Origin of the sequence: Kineococcus sp. G2, assembly GCF_037154035.1 — a bacterium.
Classification (GTDB): domain Bacteria; phylum Actinomycetota; class Actinomycetes; order Actinomycetales; family Kineococcaceae; genus Kineococcus.
Genome location: NZ_JBBBEM010000050.1, coordinates 35,467 through 51,250 on the forward strand (window position 1 = coordinate 35,467; position 15,784 = coordinate 51,250).

At 74.9% G+C, this 15,784-nt stretch carries 13 protein-coding genes; 10 read left to right on the forward strand and 3 right to left on the reverse strand.

Features of this window, described 5'->3' with window-relative positions:
- The first annotated feature begins 3 nt into the window (after nucleotides 1–3).
- From V9U69_RS09005 to V9U69_RS09020, 4 genes are all read left to right on the forward strand, one after another.
- Entirely contained in the window at nucleotides 4–1,356 is a 1,353-nt protein-coding gene (locus V9U69_RS09005) for an extracellular solute-binding protein (protein ID WP_337061301.1), read from the forward strand.
- Nucleotides 1,353–2,285, forward strand: coding sequence for a carbohydrate ABC transporter permease (locus V9U69_RS09010; RefSeq protein ID WP_432494753.1), 933 nt, complete (start codon nucleotides 1,353–1,355; stop codon nucleotides 2,283–2,285). The genes V9U69_RS09005 and V9U69_RS09010 overlap by 4 nt, the downstream gene beginning before the upstream one ends.
- A complete protein-coding gene (locus V9U69_RS09015) occupies nucleotides 2,285–3,196 on the forward strand; it encodes a carbohydrate ABC transporter permease (protein ID WP_337061304.1) in 912 nt (303 codons plus the stop codon). Before V9U69_RS09010 ends, V9U69_RS09015 begins: the two co-directional genes overlap by 1 nt.
- Nucleotides 3,197–3,303: 107 nt before the next feature.
- Nucleotides 3,304–6,336, forward strand: a complete 3,033-nt coding sequence (locus V9U69_RS09020) for an alpha-mannosidase (RefSeq protein WP_337061305.1) — start codon at nucleotides 3,304–3,306, stop codon at nucleotides 6,334–6,336.
- A 73-nt stretch (nucleotides 6,337–6,409) separates the two neighbouring features.
- On the opposite strand, the gene V9U69_RS09025 is transcribed toward V9U69_RS09020, so the two are convergent.
- Nucleotides 6,410–7,420, reverse strand: a complete 1,011-nt coding sequence (locus V9U69_RS09025) for a TIGR03557 family F420-dependent LLM class oxidoreductase (protein ID WP_337061306.1) — start codon at nucleotides 7,418–7,420, stop codon at nucleotides 6,410–6,412.
- On the reverse strand, nucleotides 7,417–7,983 hold the full coding sequence (locus V9U69_RS09030; RefSeq protein ID WP_337061308.1) for a type 1 glutamine amidotransferase domain-containing protein: 567 nt from the start codon (nucleotides 7,981–7,983) through the stop codon (nucleotides 7,417–7,419). Before V9U69_RS09030 ends, V9U69_RS09025 begins: the two co-directional genes overlap by 4 nt.
- A 166-nt stretch (nucleotides 7,984–8,149) precedes the next feature.
- Between V9U69_RS09030 and fbaA the strand changes: the two genes are divergently transcribed.
- Complete coding sequence (gene fbaA, locus V9U69_RS09035) at nucleotides 8,150–9,172, forward strand: class II fructose-bisphosphate aldolase (protein ID WP_337061310.1); 1,023 nt, start codon at nucleotides 8,150–8,152, stop codon at nucleotides 9,170–9,172.
- 79 nt (nucleotides 9,173–9,251) lie between these two features.
- Here fbaA and V9U69_RS09040 read toward each other — a convergent pair whose 3' ends face one another.
- Nucleotides 9,252–9,671 carry an STAS domain-containing protein gene (locus tag V9U69_RS09040; protein WP_337061312.1) on the reverse strand — a complete coding sequence of 140 codons (420 nt, stop codon included), beginning with the start codon at nucleotides 9,669–9,671 and terminating at the stop codon, nucleotides 9,252–9,254.
- Between the two features lie 237 nt (nucleotides 9,672–9,908).
- Between V9U69_RS09040 and V9U69_RS09045 the strand changes: the two genes are divergently transcribed.
- From V9U69_RS09045 to V9U69_RS09065, 5 genes are all read left to right on the forward strand, one after another.
- The gene (locus V9U69_RS09045; RefSeq protein WP_337061314.1) at nucleotides 9,909–12,323 is read left to right on the forward strand and encodes a SpoIIE family protein phosphatase; all 2,415 of its coding nucleotides are present in this window, start codon (nucleotides 9,909–9,911) and stop codon (nucleotides 12,321–12,323) included.
- Nucleotides 12,320–12,736, forward strand: a complete 417-nt coding sequence (locus tag V9U69_RS09050; RefSeq protein ID WP_337061315.1) for a DUF3151 domain-containing protein — start codon at nucleotides 12,320–12,322, stop codon at nucleotides 12,734–12,736. Before V9U69_RS09045 ends, V9U69_RS09050 begins: the two co-directional genes overlap by 4 nt.
- 7 nt (nucleotides 12,737–12,743) lie before the next feature.
- Nucleotides 12,744–13,799: an NAD(P)/FAD-dependent oxidoreductase gene (locus V9U69_RS09055; protein ID WP_337061316.1), complete on the forward strand. Its 1,056-nt coding sequence runs from the start codon at nucleotides 12,744–12,746 to the stop codon at nucleotides 13,797–13,799.
- A 156-nt stretch (nucleotides 13,800–13,955) separates the two neighbouring features.
- A complete protein-coding gene (locus V9U69_RS09060) occupies nucleotides 13,956–15,242 on the forward strand; it encodes an adenylosuccinate synthase (protein ID WP_337061318.1) in 1,287 nt (428 codons plus the stop codon).
- A complete protein-coding gene (locus tag V9U69_RS09065; RefSeq protein ID WP_337061320.1) occupies nucleotides 15,239–15,697 on the forward strand; it encodes a GNAT family N-acetyltransferase in 459 nt (152 codons plus the stop codon). Before V9U69_RS09060 ends, V9U69_RS09065 begins: the two co-directional genes overlap by 4 nt.
- Nucleotides 15,698–15,784 lie beyond the last annotated feature (87 nt).

The window sequence follows — 15,784 nt, forward strand, 5'->3', positions numbered from 1 at the left end:
ACCATGGCGCGCAGACGGCACTTCCTCGCGACGGCCGCGGCCGCGACCCTCGCACTGACGGCGTGCGGGGGAGCGAGCAGCGGCGGTGACGACGACGGCACCATCCGGGTCGCCTACCAGCGGACGGCCCAGTTCACCCAGCTCGAGGACGTCCTCGAGAAGGCCAAGACCGAGTACGAGGCGGCGAACGAGGGCAGGACCGTCGAGCTGGTCCCCATCGAGGCCGAGCAGGACCAGTACTTCACCAAGCTGGCCCTGATGAACCGCTCGCCGTCCACGGCGCCCGACGTCATCTACGAGGACAGCTTCCAGGTCCGCTCCGACGCCGCCGCCGGTTACCTGGCGCCCATCGACGACATGCTCGCCGAGTGGGAGGACTGGCCGCAGTTCGACGAGACCGCCAAGCAGGCGGGCCTGGGCGACGACGGCAAGACCTACGGGGTCTCCATGGGCACCGACACCCGCGGCATCTACTTCAACGAGCAGATCTTCGCGCAGGCCGGGCTGCCCACCGACTGGCAGCCCACCACGTGGGACGACGTGCTGGCCGCCGCCCGCACCGTGAAGGAGCGCGTGCCCGGCGTCATCCCCCTGAACGTCTACGCCGGCCGCGCCGCGGGCGAGGCGACGTCCATGCAGGGCTTCGAGATGCTGCTGTACGGCACCGGTGACGAGCTCTACGACGCCGACACCCAGAAGTGGATCACCGGTTCCCAGGGGTTCCGCGACGCGCTCGGCTTCTACGACACCGTGTACTCCGAGGGTCTGGGGCCCGACACCTCCCTCATGCTCGACGCGGCCCTCGGCGCCCGCATCAGCACCGAACTGCTCCCGCAGGGGAAGCTCGCCATGGCCATCGACGGTTCCTGGCTGCCCGGCGCCTGGATCTCCGGGGAGAACGAGTGGCCGGAGTGGGAGCAGACGATGGGCATCGCCGCCATGCCCACGCAGAACGGCCAGGACCCCGGCCGCACCTCGATGTCCGGCGGCTGGCTCCTGTCGGTGGGCTCGACGGCCGCCGACCCCCAGGCGGCGTTCGACTTCATCACGGTCGCCCTCAACCGGGAGAACGCCCTGAAGTACGACACCGAGAACAGCCAGATCGCGGTGCGCAAGGACGTCGCCCAGGACCCGGAGTACCTGGCGTACAACCCGTCCTTCGAGTTCTTCTCCTCGCTCGTCCCGGTGACGAACTTCCGCCCCGCCACCCCGGACTACTCGCAGATCTCCGCGAACATCCAGGTGGCCGCCGAGGCCGTCGCCACGGGCAGCCAGAGCCCGGAGGAGGCCGCCCAGGCCTACGACGAGGGGCTCGTCGGCATCGTCGGCGAGGACCGCACCCAGGCCGCGGGCTGACCGTGACGACCGCCGTCACCACCCACGGCCCGCGCCGGGCGGAGCGGACCCCCGCCCGGCGCGGGTCCGGCACGATCGTCAAGCTGGCACCCCTGCTGCCGGCCTGCGCGCTCATGCTGGTGTTCCTCGCCGGGCCCATCGCCTACGCGCTGTACGGCTCGCTGACGAACACCGCCCTCAGCGGCTACCGCGCCGCGGACCCGCAGTTCGTCGGCCTGGACAACTACGCGCAGCTCCTGTCCAGCGGGGAGTTCTGGCAGTCCGCGTGGCTGACGCTGTTCTTCGTGATCGCCTCCGCGGTGGTCGGCCAGAACGTCCTCGGCATGGCCGTCGCCCTGCTGCTGCGCGTCGCCCTCGGCCCGCTGCGCTCGTTCGTCAGCGCCCTCGTGGTGACCGCCTGGGTGCTGCCGGAGATCGTCGCCGCCTTCGCGCTGTACGCGTTCTTCTCCACCGACGGCACCCTCAACGCCGTCCTGGGGGCGGTCGGCGCCGGGGACACCGCCTGGCTGGTCACGTTCCCGATGATGGCCGTCGTCCTGGCCAACGTCTGGCGCGGCACGGCCTTCTCGATGATGGTCTACGGCGCGGCGCTGTCGGAGGTCCCGCCCGACGTCACCGAGGCGGCGTCCCTGGACGGCGCCAGCGGCGCCCAGCGCTTCTTCCGCATCACCCTGCCGATGATCCGCCGGTCGATCTCCACGAACCTCATGCTCACCACCCTGCAGACCCTGGGGGTCTTCACCCTCATCTGGGTCATGACCGGGGGAGGGCCCGGCACGCAGAGCTCCACGCTGCCGGTGCTCGCCTTCCAGGAGGCGTTCAAGTTCGCCCAGGTCGGCTACGGCACCGCCATCGCCGTGGTGACCCTGGTCGTCGGCGCCGTGTTCGCCGCCGTGTACGTCCGCGTGCTCAAGCCGGAGGTGGACTGATGGCCGGCGCGGGAGCGACCACCCGGCCCGACGCGGTGCTCGCGGTGCCACCGGCGGCGCCGGTGCGCCCCGGCCTGCACGTCACCTCGCCGCAGCGGCGGGGAGCGAGCGTCGCCGCGAACCTTGCGCTGCTCCTCGTGGGCGTCGTCTTCCTGGTGCCGCTGGCCTGGATCGTGCTGGCCTCGGTGGACCCCGACGCCACCGTGTCGGTGTCCCTGCCGGGCGCCCCCACGCTGGAGAACTTCCGAGACGTCCTGACGTACGAGCTGACGCTGCTGCCGCTGTGGAACTCCCTGGTCGTCTCCGGCGGCGCGGCGCTCGTCACGGTCGCCGTGGCGACCCTGGCGGCCTACCCGCTGTCGCGCTACCGCATGCGCTTCAACCGCTCGTTCCTCTACGCCATCCTCTTCGGCAGCTGCCTGCCCATCACGGCGATCATGGTGCCGGTGTACGCGCTGTTCGTCGCGCTGGGGCTGCTGGACTCGCTGACCGGCACCGTCCTCTTCCTCGCCGCCACCTCGCTGCCGATGGCGGTGTGGATGCTGAAGAACTTCATGGACAGCGTCCCCGTGTCGCTGGAGGAGGCGGCCTGGGTGGACGGTGCCAGCGCCATGACCGCGCTGCGCCGCATCGTCGTGCCGCTCATGCGCCCGGGGATCGCCGTGGTGTTCATCTTCGTGTTCACCCAGGCGTGGGGGAACTTCTTCGTCCCGTTCGTGCTGCTGCTCGACCCCGCCCGCCAGCCCGCCGCGGTGTCGATCTACACGTTCTTCGGCACCAACGGCGCCGTCGCCTACGGTCAGCTCGCCGCGTTCTCCCTCCTCTACGCCACACCCGTGCTGGTCCTGTACCTCGTCGTCCAGCGCCTCGCCGGCGGCTCGTTCGCCCTGGCGGGCTCCGTCAAGGGCTGACAGGCTCGAACGGCCGCCCGCCGACCCGACCGCGGTCCCAGTCCGCGCCCCCACCCGCGCCCCCACCCGCCTCCGCCCCACCACGCCCCCGCCCCAGGAGCCGCCCCGTGCACCTCAACCCCGCCCTCGTCGAGATGCGCGTCGAGCGCTTCGTGCGCGAGCGCCTCGAGCCCGCCACGTACCGCCGGCGCGTCCCGCTGGAGGTCGCGGCGTGGGTGGCGCCGGGTGAGCCCGTGCCGTTCGCCGAGGCGGCGGCCGCGGCGTACGAGCCGTTCGCGGTGGGCACCGCGTGGGGACGGCCCTGGGGCACCACGTGGTTCCGGCTGACCGGTCGCGCCCCGGAGGGCTTCGGCGGCGACGGCACCCGCGCCGAGGTCGTCGTGGACCTCGGCTACTCCGACGTGCAGCCGGGGTTCCAGGCCGAGGCGACGGCGTACCGCCCGGACGGCACGGTCCTCAAGGGCCTGCACCCGCGCAACCGGTACCTGCCGCTGGCCGCGGTGACGGGCCCGGACGGTGCGGTGGAGGTCCTGCTGGAGGCGTCCTCGAACCCGGACGTCTCCGGCGACGGTGTGTTCGCCACCCCCACCCGGCTGGGGGACCCCGCCACGGCGGGCACGGACCCGCTGTACCGGTTCGCGGGCGCGGACCTCGCCGAGCTCGACGTGCAGGTGTGGGAGCTGCAGCAGGACGTCTGGACGCTGCGCGGGCTGCTGGCCCAGCTGCCGGAGGCGTCCACGCGCCGCGCCGAGGTGCTGCGCGCCCTGGACGACGCGGTCGACGCCGTCGACCCGTGGGACGTGGCCGGCACCGCGTCCGCCGGCCGGGCCGCGCTGGCCGGCGTGCTGGCGCAGCCCGCGTCGGCCAGCGCGCACCGCGTCACCGCCGTCGGGCACGCCCACATCGACTCCGCGTGGCTGTGGCCGACGCGGGAGACGGCGCGCAAGTGCGCGCGCACGTTCTCCAACGTGCTGGCGCTGATGGACGAGGACCCGGACCTGGTGTTCGCCTGCTCCTCGGCGCAGCAGTACGCGTGGGTCCGCGACGCCCAGCCGGACCTGTTCGAGCGGATCAAGAAGCGCGTCGCCGAGGGCCGCTTCGTGCCCGTGGGCGGCATGTGGGTCGAGTCCGACACCAACATGCCCGGCGGGGAGGCGCTGGCTCGCCAGTTCGTCGTGGGCAAGCGGTTCTTCGCCGAGGAGCTCGGCGTCGAGCCGCTGGACGTGTGGCTGCCGGACTCCTTCGGGTACACCGCCGCCCTGCCGCAGATCGCCGTCGCCGCCGGCGCCCGATGGTTCCTCACCCAGAAGCCGTCGTGGAACGAGGTGAACCGGATGCCGCACCACACGTTCGCGTGGGAGGGCGTCGACGGCACCCGCATCTTCACCCACTTCCCGCCCGCGGACACCTACAACTCCGACCTGGGCGGGGAGGACCTGGCCCGCGCCGAGCGTCAGTTCGCCGAGAAGGGCCGGGCGCGCCGCTCGCTGCTGCCCTTCGGGTACGGCGACGGCGGTGGCGGCCCCACCCGCGAGATGCTCGCCGCCGCGGCGCGCACCCGCTCGCTGGAGGGTTCACCGGTCGTGGAGCTCGCCGGCCCGCACGACTTCTTCCGGCAGGCGCAGGCGGAGTACCCCGACCCGCCGGTGTGGAGCGGGGAGATCTACCTGGAGTTCCACCGCGGCACCTACACCTCCCAGGCGCGCACCAAGCGCGGCAACCGCCGCAGCGAGCACCTGCTGCGCGAGGCCGAGCTGTGGGCGGCCGCCGCGGCCGTGCAGCGCGGTGCGGACTACCCGCACGAGGCGCTGGAGCGGCTGTGGCGGGTGGTGCTGCTGCAGCAGTTCCACGACATCCTGCCCGGGTCCTCCATCGCGTGGGTGCACCGGGAGGCCGAGGCCCGCTACGCCGAGGTGGCGGCCGAGCTGGAGGAGCTCATCGGTGCGTCCCTGGGTGTCCTGGCGGGCGACGGTGAGGAGGCGGTGGCGTTCAACGCCTCACCGTTCGCGCGGCAGGACGTCGCCGCCCTGGGGTCGGGGTTCCCGCGGCCGGGCGCGGGTGCGCGCGCGTCGGCGTCCGCGGGCGGGTTCGTGCTGGAGAACGAGCGGGTCCGCGTCGTCGTCGACCGCGACGGGCTGATGTCCTCGGTGCTGGACCTCGCCGCGGGCCGGGAGGTGCTGGCCCCCGGTGCCCGGGGCGCTCTGCTGCAGCTGCACCGGGACACCCCCACGCAGTGGGACGCCTGGGACGTCGACGAGCACTACCGCCGGCACACCACCGACCTCACCGCCGCGGAGTCCGTCGAGCTGGTGGAGGAGTCCGCCGAGCGCGTCGCCGTCCGCGTCGTGCGCCGGTTCGGGGACTCCCGGGTGGAGCAGGTCCTCTCCGTCGCGGCGGGGTCCGCGGCCGTCGAGCTGTCCTTCGACGTCGACTGGCACGAGCGGCAGAAGCTCCTCAAGCTCGCCTTCCCGCTGGACGTGCACGCCGACCGCGCCGCCTCCGAGATCCAGTTCGGGCACGTCCTGCGCCCCACGCACGCGAACACCTCCTGGGACGCGGCGCGGTTCGAGACGTGCGCGCACCGGTGGGTGCACGTGGGGGAGAACGGCTACGGCGTGGCCGTCGCCAACGACTCCACCTACGGCCACGACACCGGCCGCACCACCCGTCCCGACGGGGGCACCACCACGACCGTGCGCCTGTCGCTGCTGCGCGCGCCGCTGTTCCCCGACCCGGACGCCGACCAGGGTCGGCACGTCCTGCGCACCTCGCTGCTCGTGGGCGCGGGGATCCCCGACGCCGTGCGCGAGGGGTACCGGCTGAACCTGCCGCTGCGCGAGGTGCGCGGTGCCGGGCCGGTGGAGCCGCTGCTCGCGGTGGAGGGCGACGGCGTGGTCGTGGAGGCGGTCAAGCTCGCCGAGGACCGCAGCGGTGACGTCGTCGTCCGGTTCTACGAGGCGCACGGCGGGCGGGCGCGGGCGACGGTGCGTCCCTCGTTCCCCGCGGCCTCGGTGACCGAGACGGACCTGCTGGAGCGGGACGTCGAGCAGCCGCGCGCCCTGCGCGAGGCCCGACCGGACGCCGCCGTCCTCGAGCTGCGCCCGTTCCAGATCACCACCCTGCGCTGGCGCCGCGCCTGACCCCGCCTCCCCGCCCCCACCCCTTCGGTGATCAAGGAAGTTGCAACTTCCTTGATCACCGAAGGGAGAGGGGTCAGCTGGGGGAGGGGTCCTGGGAGCCGGCCGCCTCACGCAGGGCGGGCAGGATCTCCGACTCCGCCACGCGCAGGAAGTCCCCCTGGTGCTCACCGCCGATCTGCACCAGGGCGAGGTCCGTGAACCCCGCCTCGAAGAACGCCGACGCCGCCTCCACGACCGCCCCGACGTCGTTCCCGCAGGGGATCTGCTCCGCCACGTCCTCCGGCCGCACGAACTGGCTGGCCCCGGAGAAGCCCGCGGGTGTCGGCAGGTCGGCGTTCACCTTCCAGCCGCCGGCGAACCAGCGGAACTGCTCGTGCGCGCGGGCCACCGCGGCGTCGCGGTCCGCGTCCCAGGAGACCGGCAGCTGCCCGATGCGGCGCGTGGTGGCCGCCTGCGCGCCGTCGCGCGCCGCATCCCACATCCGGCCCAGCGAGGCGTCCGGCTCCACGGCGACCATGTGGTCCGCCAGCGGGGCGAACCGCGAGCACGACTTCTCGCCCGAGACGCCCACCGCGATCGGCACGCGCTGCTCCGGGCGGTCCCACAACCGCGCCGAGTCGACCCGGAAGTGCTCGCCCGCGTAGCTGAGCAGCTCCCCGTCGAACAGCGAGGAGATGATCTCCAGCGCCTCCACCAGCATGTCGTGCCGGTCGTCCACGGCCGGCCAGCCGTGCCCGACGACGTGCTCGTTGAGGTTCTCCCCGGCCCCCAGGCCGAGGGTGAAGCGGCCCTCCGACAGCAGCGCCGTCGTCGCCGCCTTCTGCGCCACCACCGCCGGGTGGTACCGCATCGTCGGGCACGTCACGTACGTCATCAGCTCCACGCGGGAGGTGACCTGGGTGACGGCGCCCAGCACGCTCCACGCGTACGGGGCGTGCCCCTGGGACGTCAGCCACGGCGAGTAGTGGTCGGAGAAGACCAGCAGGTCGAAACCCGCCTCCTCCGCGGCCGCGGCGTCGCGCACCAGCCATCGGGGGTCGGACTGCTCCGACAGGCACGTGTAGCCGATGCGGACCTCGCTCACGACGACACCCCCGCCACGTGCTCCAGCAGCGTCTTCGAGAACGCCTCCAGGTCGTCCGGCTTGCGGCTGGTGATCAGCGGGCCGGGGCCGGAGGTGTCCACGACCACCTGCTCGTCCACCCACTCCGCGCCCGCGTTGCGCAGGTCCGTCTGCAAGCTCGGCCACGACGTCATCCGCCGCCCGCGCACCGCGTCGGCCTCCACCAGCGTCCACGGCGCGTGGCAGATCGCCGCGATCGGCTTGCTGGACGCGGCGAACTGGCCCACGAACGCCACCGCCTCGCGGCTGGTGCGCAGCGCGTCCGGGTTCGCCACCCCGCCGGGCAGCACCAGCGCGTCGTAGTCGCCCACGGTGGCGTCGTAGACGACGACGTCCACGTCGAAGGTGTCCGCCTCGTCCAGGTGCTCGAACGCCTGCACCTGCCCCGGCTTCGTGGAGATCAGCACCGGCTGCCCGCCGGCCTCCTGCACGGCCTTCCACGGCTGCGTCAGCTCCGCCTGCTCGATGCCCTCCGTGGCCACCAGGAACGCGACCTTCTTCCCCTGCAGCTGCCTCTCGCTCATGTCCCCACGCTGGCACCGCCGCGCGGCCCCGGCACCTCGGGACGCTCCGCCGACGGACCCGCGGCGGGCTCGGCCGGGTGACGCACGCCTCCGCGACGCACCTGCCCCGGCCCGGCCCCCTCGTGGAAGGATCGGGGCGCCAGAGCCGCAACGACGAGGAGTCGCCATGCCCATCGCCACCCCGGACGTCTACGCCGAGATGCTCGACCGCGCGAAGGCCGGGTCCTTCGCCTACCCGGCCATCAACGTCTCCTCCTCGCTGACGCTGAACGCGGCCATCCGCGGCTTCGCCGAGGCCGAGAGCGACGGGATCGTGCAGGTCTCCACCGGCGGCGCCGAGTTCCTCTCCGGCACCACCGTGAAGGACATGGTCCTGGGCGCGCAGGCGCTGGCCGAGTACGCCCACCACGTCGCCAAGGCGTACGACGTCAACATCGCCCTGCACACCGACCACTGCCCGAAGGACAAGCTCGACGGCTTCGTGCGCCCCCTGCTGGCCATCTCGCAGGAGCGCGTCGACGCCGGCCGCGAGCCGCTGTTCCAGTCCCACATGTGGGACGGCTCGGCCGTGCCCCTGGACGAGAACCTGCGGATCGCCGAGGAGCTCCTCGCCGAGGCCGCCGCCGCCAAGATCGTCCTCGAGGTCGAGATCGGTGTCGTGGGCGGCGAGGAGGACGGCGTCGCCAACGAGATCAACGACAAGCTCTACACCACCGTCGAGGACGCCATGGCCACCGTGCGCGCCCTCGGCACCGGTGAGAAGGGCCGCTACCTCACCGCCCTCACCTTCGGCAACGTCCACGGCGTCTACAAGCCCGGCGGCGTCAAGCTGCGCCCGGAGATCCTCAAGGAGATCCAGGACCAGGTCGGCGCCGAGGTCGGCAAGGAGAAGCCGTTCGACCTCGTCTTCCACGGCGGCTCCGGCTCCCTCGCCGAGGAGATCGCCGCCGCCGTCGACCACGGCGTCGTGAAGATGAACGTCGACACCGACACCCAGTACGCCTTCACGCGCCCGGTCGTCGACCACTTCTTCCGCAACTACGACGGCGTCCTGAAGGTCGACGGCGAGGTCGGCAACAAGAAGACGTACGACCCCCGCACCTGGGGCAAGAGCGCCGAGACGGGCATGGCGGCGCGCGTCGTCGAGGCCGCGCAGTCCCTGCGCAGCGCCGGGCGCCGCCTGAAGTGACACCCCGGACGGCCCGGGCCCCGCGGGGTCCGGGCCGTCCGCGCGTCGTCCTGCGGTCGCGCCCGGGTGGGCGGCGGCGTCAGGCCGGCTCGGGCCCGTCGTCGTAGGCGTCGGCGCCGGTGACCGGGCGCGGCTCCTCGTCGACGACGTCGAGCAGCTGCACGATGTTGGTGGTCTCGATGAGGAACTTCACCACCGCGGGCGGGCGGATCAGCGTCACGCGCCGGCCGCGCGAGCGCGAGGCCAGGCGGGCCAGGAACGCCAGCCCCGTGGAGTCCATGAACGTGACGTGGTGCGCGTCCACCTGCAGGGGGCGCCCGGAGGACAGGGCGTCCTCCGCGGCCTCGAGGAGGTCCGGGCCCAGCTCGGCGTCGATCTCGCCGGTCAGCACGACGCGCGTGGCGCGCGGCTCGTACAGCACGTGCACCGACCCGGGGTCGACCGAGCGGACCTCGGGCACGCGGGACGTCTCGCCCGGGGGTGTCGCGTCGTTCGTCATCGTCCCTCCGCAGTGCCGCGTTCTGCACCGTGCCCGGTTGCTGCAGGCAGCGAGTGTCCGGCGCGGCTCGTCGCCGCACAGTAGGTCACGACGGCGCACCCGCGCGACGTGCACCCGCCCGGTGGAACCGGACACCTTCGGCGCGCGGGCCGTCGAGGCCCCCTGCATGCTAGCGACCGAGGTCGAGGTCGCCGTCGCGCACCTGCGACGCACCACCGCACTCGAGGAGCCCCACGGATGCCCGGCAGCCGACCGCAGCCCCTGCTGCTGAGCGCCGACCCCGCCGCGGTGCTGCTGCTGGACCTGCCCGCGGACGGTGCCGGCCCGGCCGCCGTCGCCGCCGCCGACGACGGCGCCACCCGCCTGGCGGCCGCCGCCCCGGCGGGGGGACCGCCCGCGGACCTGCCGGCGTTCTGCCGCGCCGCCGGGCTGCCCGACGGCGTGGCCCGGCGCGCGCTGGACGGCCGGGTGCCCGGCGAGCTCGTCGCCGGCCGCTGGTGGCTCACGGTGGCGCCCGTGGCGGCCGGGCGGGCGCTGCTGGCGCTGCACGAGGCCACGGCGGCCGCCGGTGGCTCCGGTGCCGGCCCGGAGCCCGTCGCGGCGACCGCGGGTTCCGCGCTGACCGCCGTGCCCGCCCGGGACGCGACGGGGGACGCGGCCGGGGACGCGGCCGGGGTCGTGGAGTGGGCCGACGCCGGCTGGAGCAGGGTGACCGGCGTCCCCGGTGCCGACGTGGTGGGCCGGGACTGCTCCCGGCTGCTGCTGGCGGTCGGCGAGACCCCGCTCGCCCTGCGCGAGGCGACCCGCGCCGGTGAACCCGCCGACGCGACCCTGCTGGGCGAGCGCCCCGACGGCACCCGCTTCCTGCACCGGGTGCGCGTGACGCCGCTGCGCGACCGCGCCGGCGCGGTGCGGCACGTCGTGAGCTGGCACGAGGACGTCACCGCCCACCCCGGCACCCCGCCGTCCGCCCCGCCCGCCCCGCCGCCCGGCGTCCTGCGCGAGCTGGAGGCCCTCGGCGGGCCGCTGCCGAACCGCCGGGCGCTCGCCGACGCGCTGGACGCCGCGGTGCGGGCGCTGGTGCGCGAGGTGGTGCCGGCTGCCCTGGTGGCGCTCGTGGACGACGGCCCGGCGCGCGCCGCGGGTGGTGGCGCGCGGGTCGTCGCCGCCGCGGGCGAGCCGTTCGAGGGCCTGGTGGGGCGGGTGTGGCGGCGCCCGCCCGGCGCCCGCGCCGACGACCCGCTGCTGCACCCGCCGGCGCCCGGCGGCCCGGCGCTGCTCGCCCTGGGCGGGCGGGACCCCGCCACCCCCTCCGGCTGGCTCGCGCGGCTGACGCGGGCGGCGGGCCCCGGCGTGCGGGCGGTGCCGCTGCCCGGCCACGGGCACGTCCCGGGGTGGTTGGTCGTCCTTCCCGGTGGGGCCGGCCCGGCGGACGAGGCCGTCCTGCGCACCGCCGCCCTGCGCACCGGGCTGGCGGTGGAGAACGCGAGACTGCGCGCACGGGAGCACGAGTTGTCGGAGACGCTGCAGCGCAGCATGTTGCCGGAGGACACCGCGGTGGACGGGCTGGACGTCTGGGCGTTCTACGCGCCCAACGCCGACCACGCGCAGGTGGGCGGCGACTGGTACGACGTGCTCCCGGCCCCCGACGGCAGCGTCGGCGTCGTCATCGGCGACGTCGTCGGCCACGACGTGGAGGCCGTCGCCGCCATGGGTCAGATGCGCTCGGTGGTGCGCTCGGCCGCGCAGGAGCTGGACGACCCCGGCAGCGTCCTGATGCGCGTGGACCAGCTCGCGGCCGGCGTGAGCGTGCCCCGCATGGCGAGCCTGGTGTACGCCGCGCTGCAGCGCCTCGACGACGGCGGCTGGGAGGTGGCGTGGAGCAGCGCCGGGCACCTGCCGCCGCTGCTGCGTCGCGCCGACGCAGGCGGCGGCCCCGTCGTGGAGGTCCTCAACGACGCCACCGGCACCCTCGTCGGTCTGGGGGAGCGCCCCCGGCCCACCCGCGAGCGGGCCCTGCGCCCCGGCGACGTCCTCGTCTTCTACACCGACGGGCTCATCGAGGCCCGGCACCGGCCCATGCGCGACGGCATGGAGGTGCTCGTGGAGGTGCTCGCCGGCACCCGCGCCGGCGACGCCGCCGGGGTGGGTGAGGAGCTGCTGCAGGGGCTCGGGGAGTCCCCCGAGGACGACACCGCGATCGTGGTGGTGCGCGTGCCGGAGGAGGACGAGGGGACGCCGCAGCGGGTGGCGGACACGCCGCGCCGCCGCCGCTGGCAGCTGCCGTCGGAGCCGTCGTCGGTGGGCAAGGCCCGCCACGCCACCCTGCGCGCCTGCGCGGTGTGGGGCCTGGGCGTGGGCCCGCAGGCGGAGATCGTCGTCTCCGAGCTGGTCGCCAACGCCGTCCTGCACGGGTGGGGTCCGGTGGGGCTGCGGCTGTTCGACCTGCCCGGCGCCCTGCGCGTGGAGGTCGAGGACGACAGCCCCGAGCAGCCGCGCGTGGTGGACGCGCGACCCGACGGCAGCGGCGGTCACGGCATGCGCGTGGTCGCCACCCTGGGCCGGTGGGGCACCACCCCCACCCGGCGCGGCAAGATCGTCTGGGTGGAGATCCCCACCACCGCACCCGCCCCGCGAGAGGAGCACCCGTGAGCACCGGCACCAACCTGCTGGGCGGCCCGCCGCCCACCCACCTGCCCGCGCACCCGGAGGTCGACGCCGCCCTGGCGGCCGGCACCGGCGCCGAGGGCGTGGCGGCCGCCCACCCGGCGGCCTCGCTGCCGTGGGCGCTGCTGGCCGAGGCCGCCCTGGGCGAGGGCCGGGCCGTGACCGCCTACGCCTTCGCCCGCACCGGCTACCACCGCGGGCTGGACGCCCTGCGCCGCGCCGGCTGGCGCGGCCACGGGCCGGTGCCGTGGTCCCACGAGCCCAACCGAGGCTTCCTGCGCGCCCTCGCCGCGCTGCAGCGCGCCGCCGAGGCGATCGGGGAGGCGCCCGAGGCGCAGCGCTGCCGCGAGTTCCTGCGCGACTGCGACCCCGCGGCGCCCGCCGAACTGCTGCCGTGAGGCTCCCGTGAGCGCCCAGCGCCCACCCGTGGTCGTGGTGGGCGCGGGCATCGCCGGGGCCGCGTGCGCGCGGGCGCTCACCGACGCCGGCGTGCCGGTGCGGGTCCTGGACCGCGGCCGCCGCCCCGGCGGGCGGATGAGCGGGCGCCGCGTGGAGACGTCCGCGGGCGTGCGCGTCGCGGACCTGGGCGCCTCCTACTTCACCGTCCCCGGGGACGGCTCGCCGGACGACCCGGGCGGCGCCTTCGCCGCGCAGGTCGCCGACTGGGAGGCCCGCGGCCTGGCGCACCGCTGGACCGACACCCTCGCCGTCGTCACCGGCCGCGCCGCCGACGGGGCGCGCGTGGACGGCACCACCTCCACCGGCCCGTGGCGCTGGGGCGCCCGCGCGGGGCTGCGCAGCCTCGTCGACGACCTCCTCGCCCCGCCGGGCCGCCCCGAGGTGCGGGTGGAGGGCTCCACCGACGTCGAGGCCGTCGAGGCCGGTCCCGCCGGGCCGTCCGTGGACGGGCAGCCGGCCGCCGCCGTCGTGCTCGCGATGCCCGACCCGCAGGCGGCCGACCTGCTGCCGCGCATGGTCGCCACCCGCCTGGACGTCTCCGCGCGCTGGAACTACCGGCCCGCGATCGCCGTCTACGCGGCCTGGCCGCAGCGCTGGTGGCCCGGCTTCGACGCCGCGTTCGTCAACGACAGCGACCTGCTGACGTTCCTCGCCGACGACGGCGCCCGCCGCGGCGACGGCGCACCCGTGCTCGTCGCGCACACCGCGCCGGACGTCTCCGCCGAGCACCTCGACGACCCCGCCGCCGTCGTGGCGGGCGTCGTCGCCGAGCTCGGGCCGCTGCTGACCGGGCGGCCCACACCGGTGCCGTCGTGGAACCGCGCGCACCGCTGGTCCCTGGCGCAGCCGCTGCGCCAGCACCCCGACGACCTCTTCGGCCTGGACGCGGCCACCGGGATCGCGGTGTGCGGGGACTCGTGGGGACGCACCTCGAAGGTGAGCACGGCGTGGGTCTCCGGCACCGCGCTGGGCCGCCGGCTCGGCGAGCAGCTCGCCGGCTGAGCACCCGCGTCGGCCCCGGCCCGCCGGTGGCGCTCGCGGGCCGCGGCGGGAGCCGGGCCGGTAGGATCTGCGCGGTCTGCGCCGACCTCCGCCGGGGGTCCGTGGGGGCCTCGTGCACGCAGGACCGCGCAACCACCAGGAAAGACAGGGGATGTCATGCCCGCGATCGTGCTCATCGGCGCCCAGTGGGGGGACGAGGGCAAGGGCAAGGCCACCGACGCGCTCGGTGCCCGCGTCGACTACGTCGTGAAGTTCAACGGCGGCAACAACGCCGGGCACACGGTCGTCGTCGGCGACGAGAAGTACGCCCTGCACCTGCTGCCCTCCGGCATCCTCACCCCCGGTGTGACGCCCGTCATCGGCAACGGCGTCGTGGTGGACCCGGGCGTGCTGTTCGAGGAGATCGACGCCCTCACCGCCCGCGGCGTGGACTGCACGAAGCTGCTGGTGTCCGCCTCCGCGCACGTCATCGCGCCCTACCACCGCTCGCTGGACCAGGTCACCGAGCGGTTCCTCGGCAAGCGCAAGATCGGCACCACCGGGCGCGGCATCGGCCCCGCCTACGCGGACAAGATCAACCGCGTGGGCGTGCGCGTCCAGGACCTGTTCGACGAGAGCATCCTGCGGCAGAAGGTCGAGGGCGCCCTCGACCAGAAGAACCACCTGCTGGTGAAGGTCTACAACCGCCGCGCCGTCTCCGTCGACGAGACCGTCGAGACGCTGCTGTCGTACGCCGAGCGGCTGCGCCCCATGGTCCGCGACGTCGGCCTGGAGCTGACGCGCGCGCTGGACCGCGACGACATCGTCCTGTTCGAGGGCGGGCAGGCCACGATGCTCGACATCGACCACGGCACCTACCCGTTCGTGACCTCCTCGAACGCCACCGCCGCGGGTGCCTGCACCGGTACCGGTGTGCCGCCGAACCGCATCGACCGCATCATCGCCGTCGTCAAGGCCTACACCACGCGCGTGGGCGAGGGCCCCTTCCCCACGGAGCTGCTGGACGCCGACGGCGAGAAGCTGCGCCGCGACGGCGGCGAGTACGGCACCACCACCGGCCGTCCCCGCCGCACCGGCTGGTACGACGCGCTCGTGGCCCGCTACACCGCGCGCGTCAACGGCGTCACCGACTTCGTGCTCACCAAGCTGGACACCCTCACCGGCTGGGAACGCATCCCGGTGTGCGTGGCGTACGACGTCGACGGCGTCCGGCACGACGAGATCCCCATGTCGCAGAGCGACTTCCACCACGCGAAGCCGGTCTACGAGTTCTTCGACGGCTGGACCGAGGACATCTCCGGCGCCCGGTCGGTCAACGACCTGCCGAAGAACGCGCAGCGCTACGTCGAGGCGCTGGAGGAGCTGTCCGGCGCCCGCATCTCCGCGGTCGGCGTCGGCCCCGACCGCGAGCAGACCGTCGTGCGCCACGACCTGCTCGGGTGAACGCCGGCGGTCTGCCGCTGTACGAGGCGGCGCTGGACGACGTGCCACCGCGCGTGCTGTACGAGCTGCTGAAGCTGCGCGTCGACGTGTTCGTCGTCGAGCAGGAGTGCGCCTACCCCGAGCTCGACGGGCGCGACCTGGAACCGGACGCGCTGCTGCTGTGGGCGCAGGACGCCGCCGGTCGCGTCGCCGCCACCCTGCGGCTGCTGCGCGAGGCGGACGGCAGCGCGCGCATCGGCCGCGTCGCCACCGCCCGCGAGGCCCGCGGGCGGGGCGTCGCGGCCGACCTGGTGACCAGGGCGCTGGAGCTGGCCGGGGACGTCGAGGTCGTCCTGGGGGCCCAGGCCCACCTGGAGCACTGGTACGGCCGGTTCGGCTTCGCCGTGGACGGCCCCGGCTACGACGAGGACGGCATCGCGCACGTGCCGATGCGGCGCCCGGCCCCTCGGGGCTGACCGCCGCCGGCCCGGGTCCGGTCGGGTCGTGGCCGGCGGGTTCCTCCGCCAGGATCGTCGCGCCCGACGTCCCCGCCCGACAGGTGC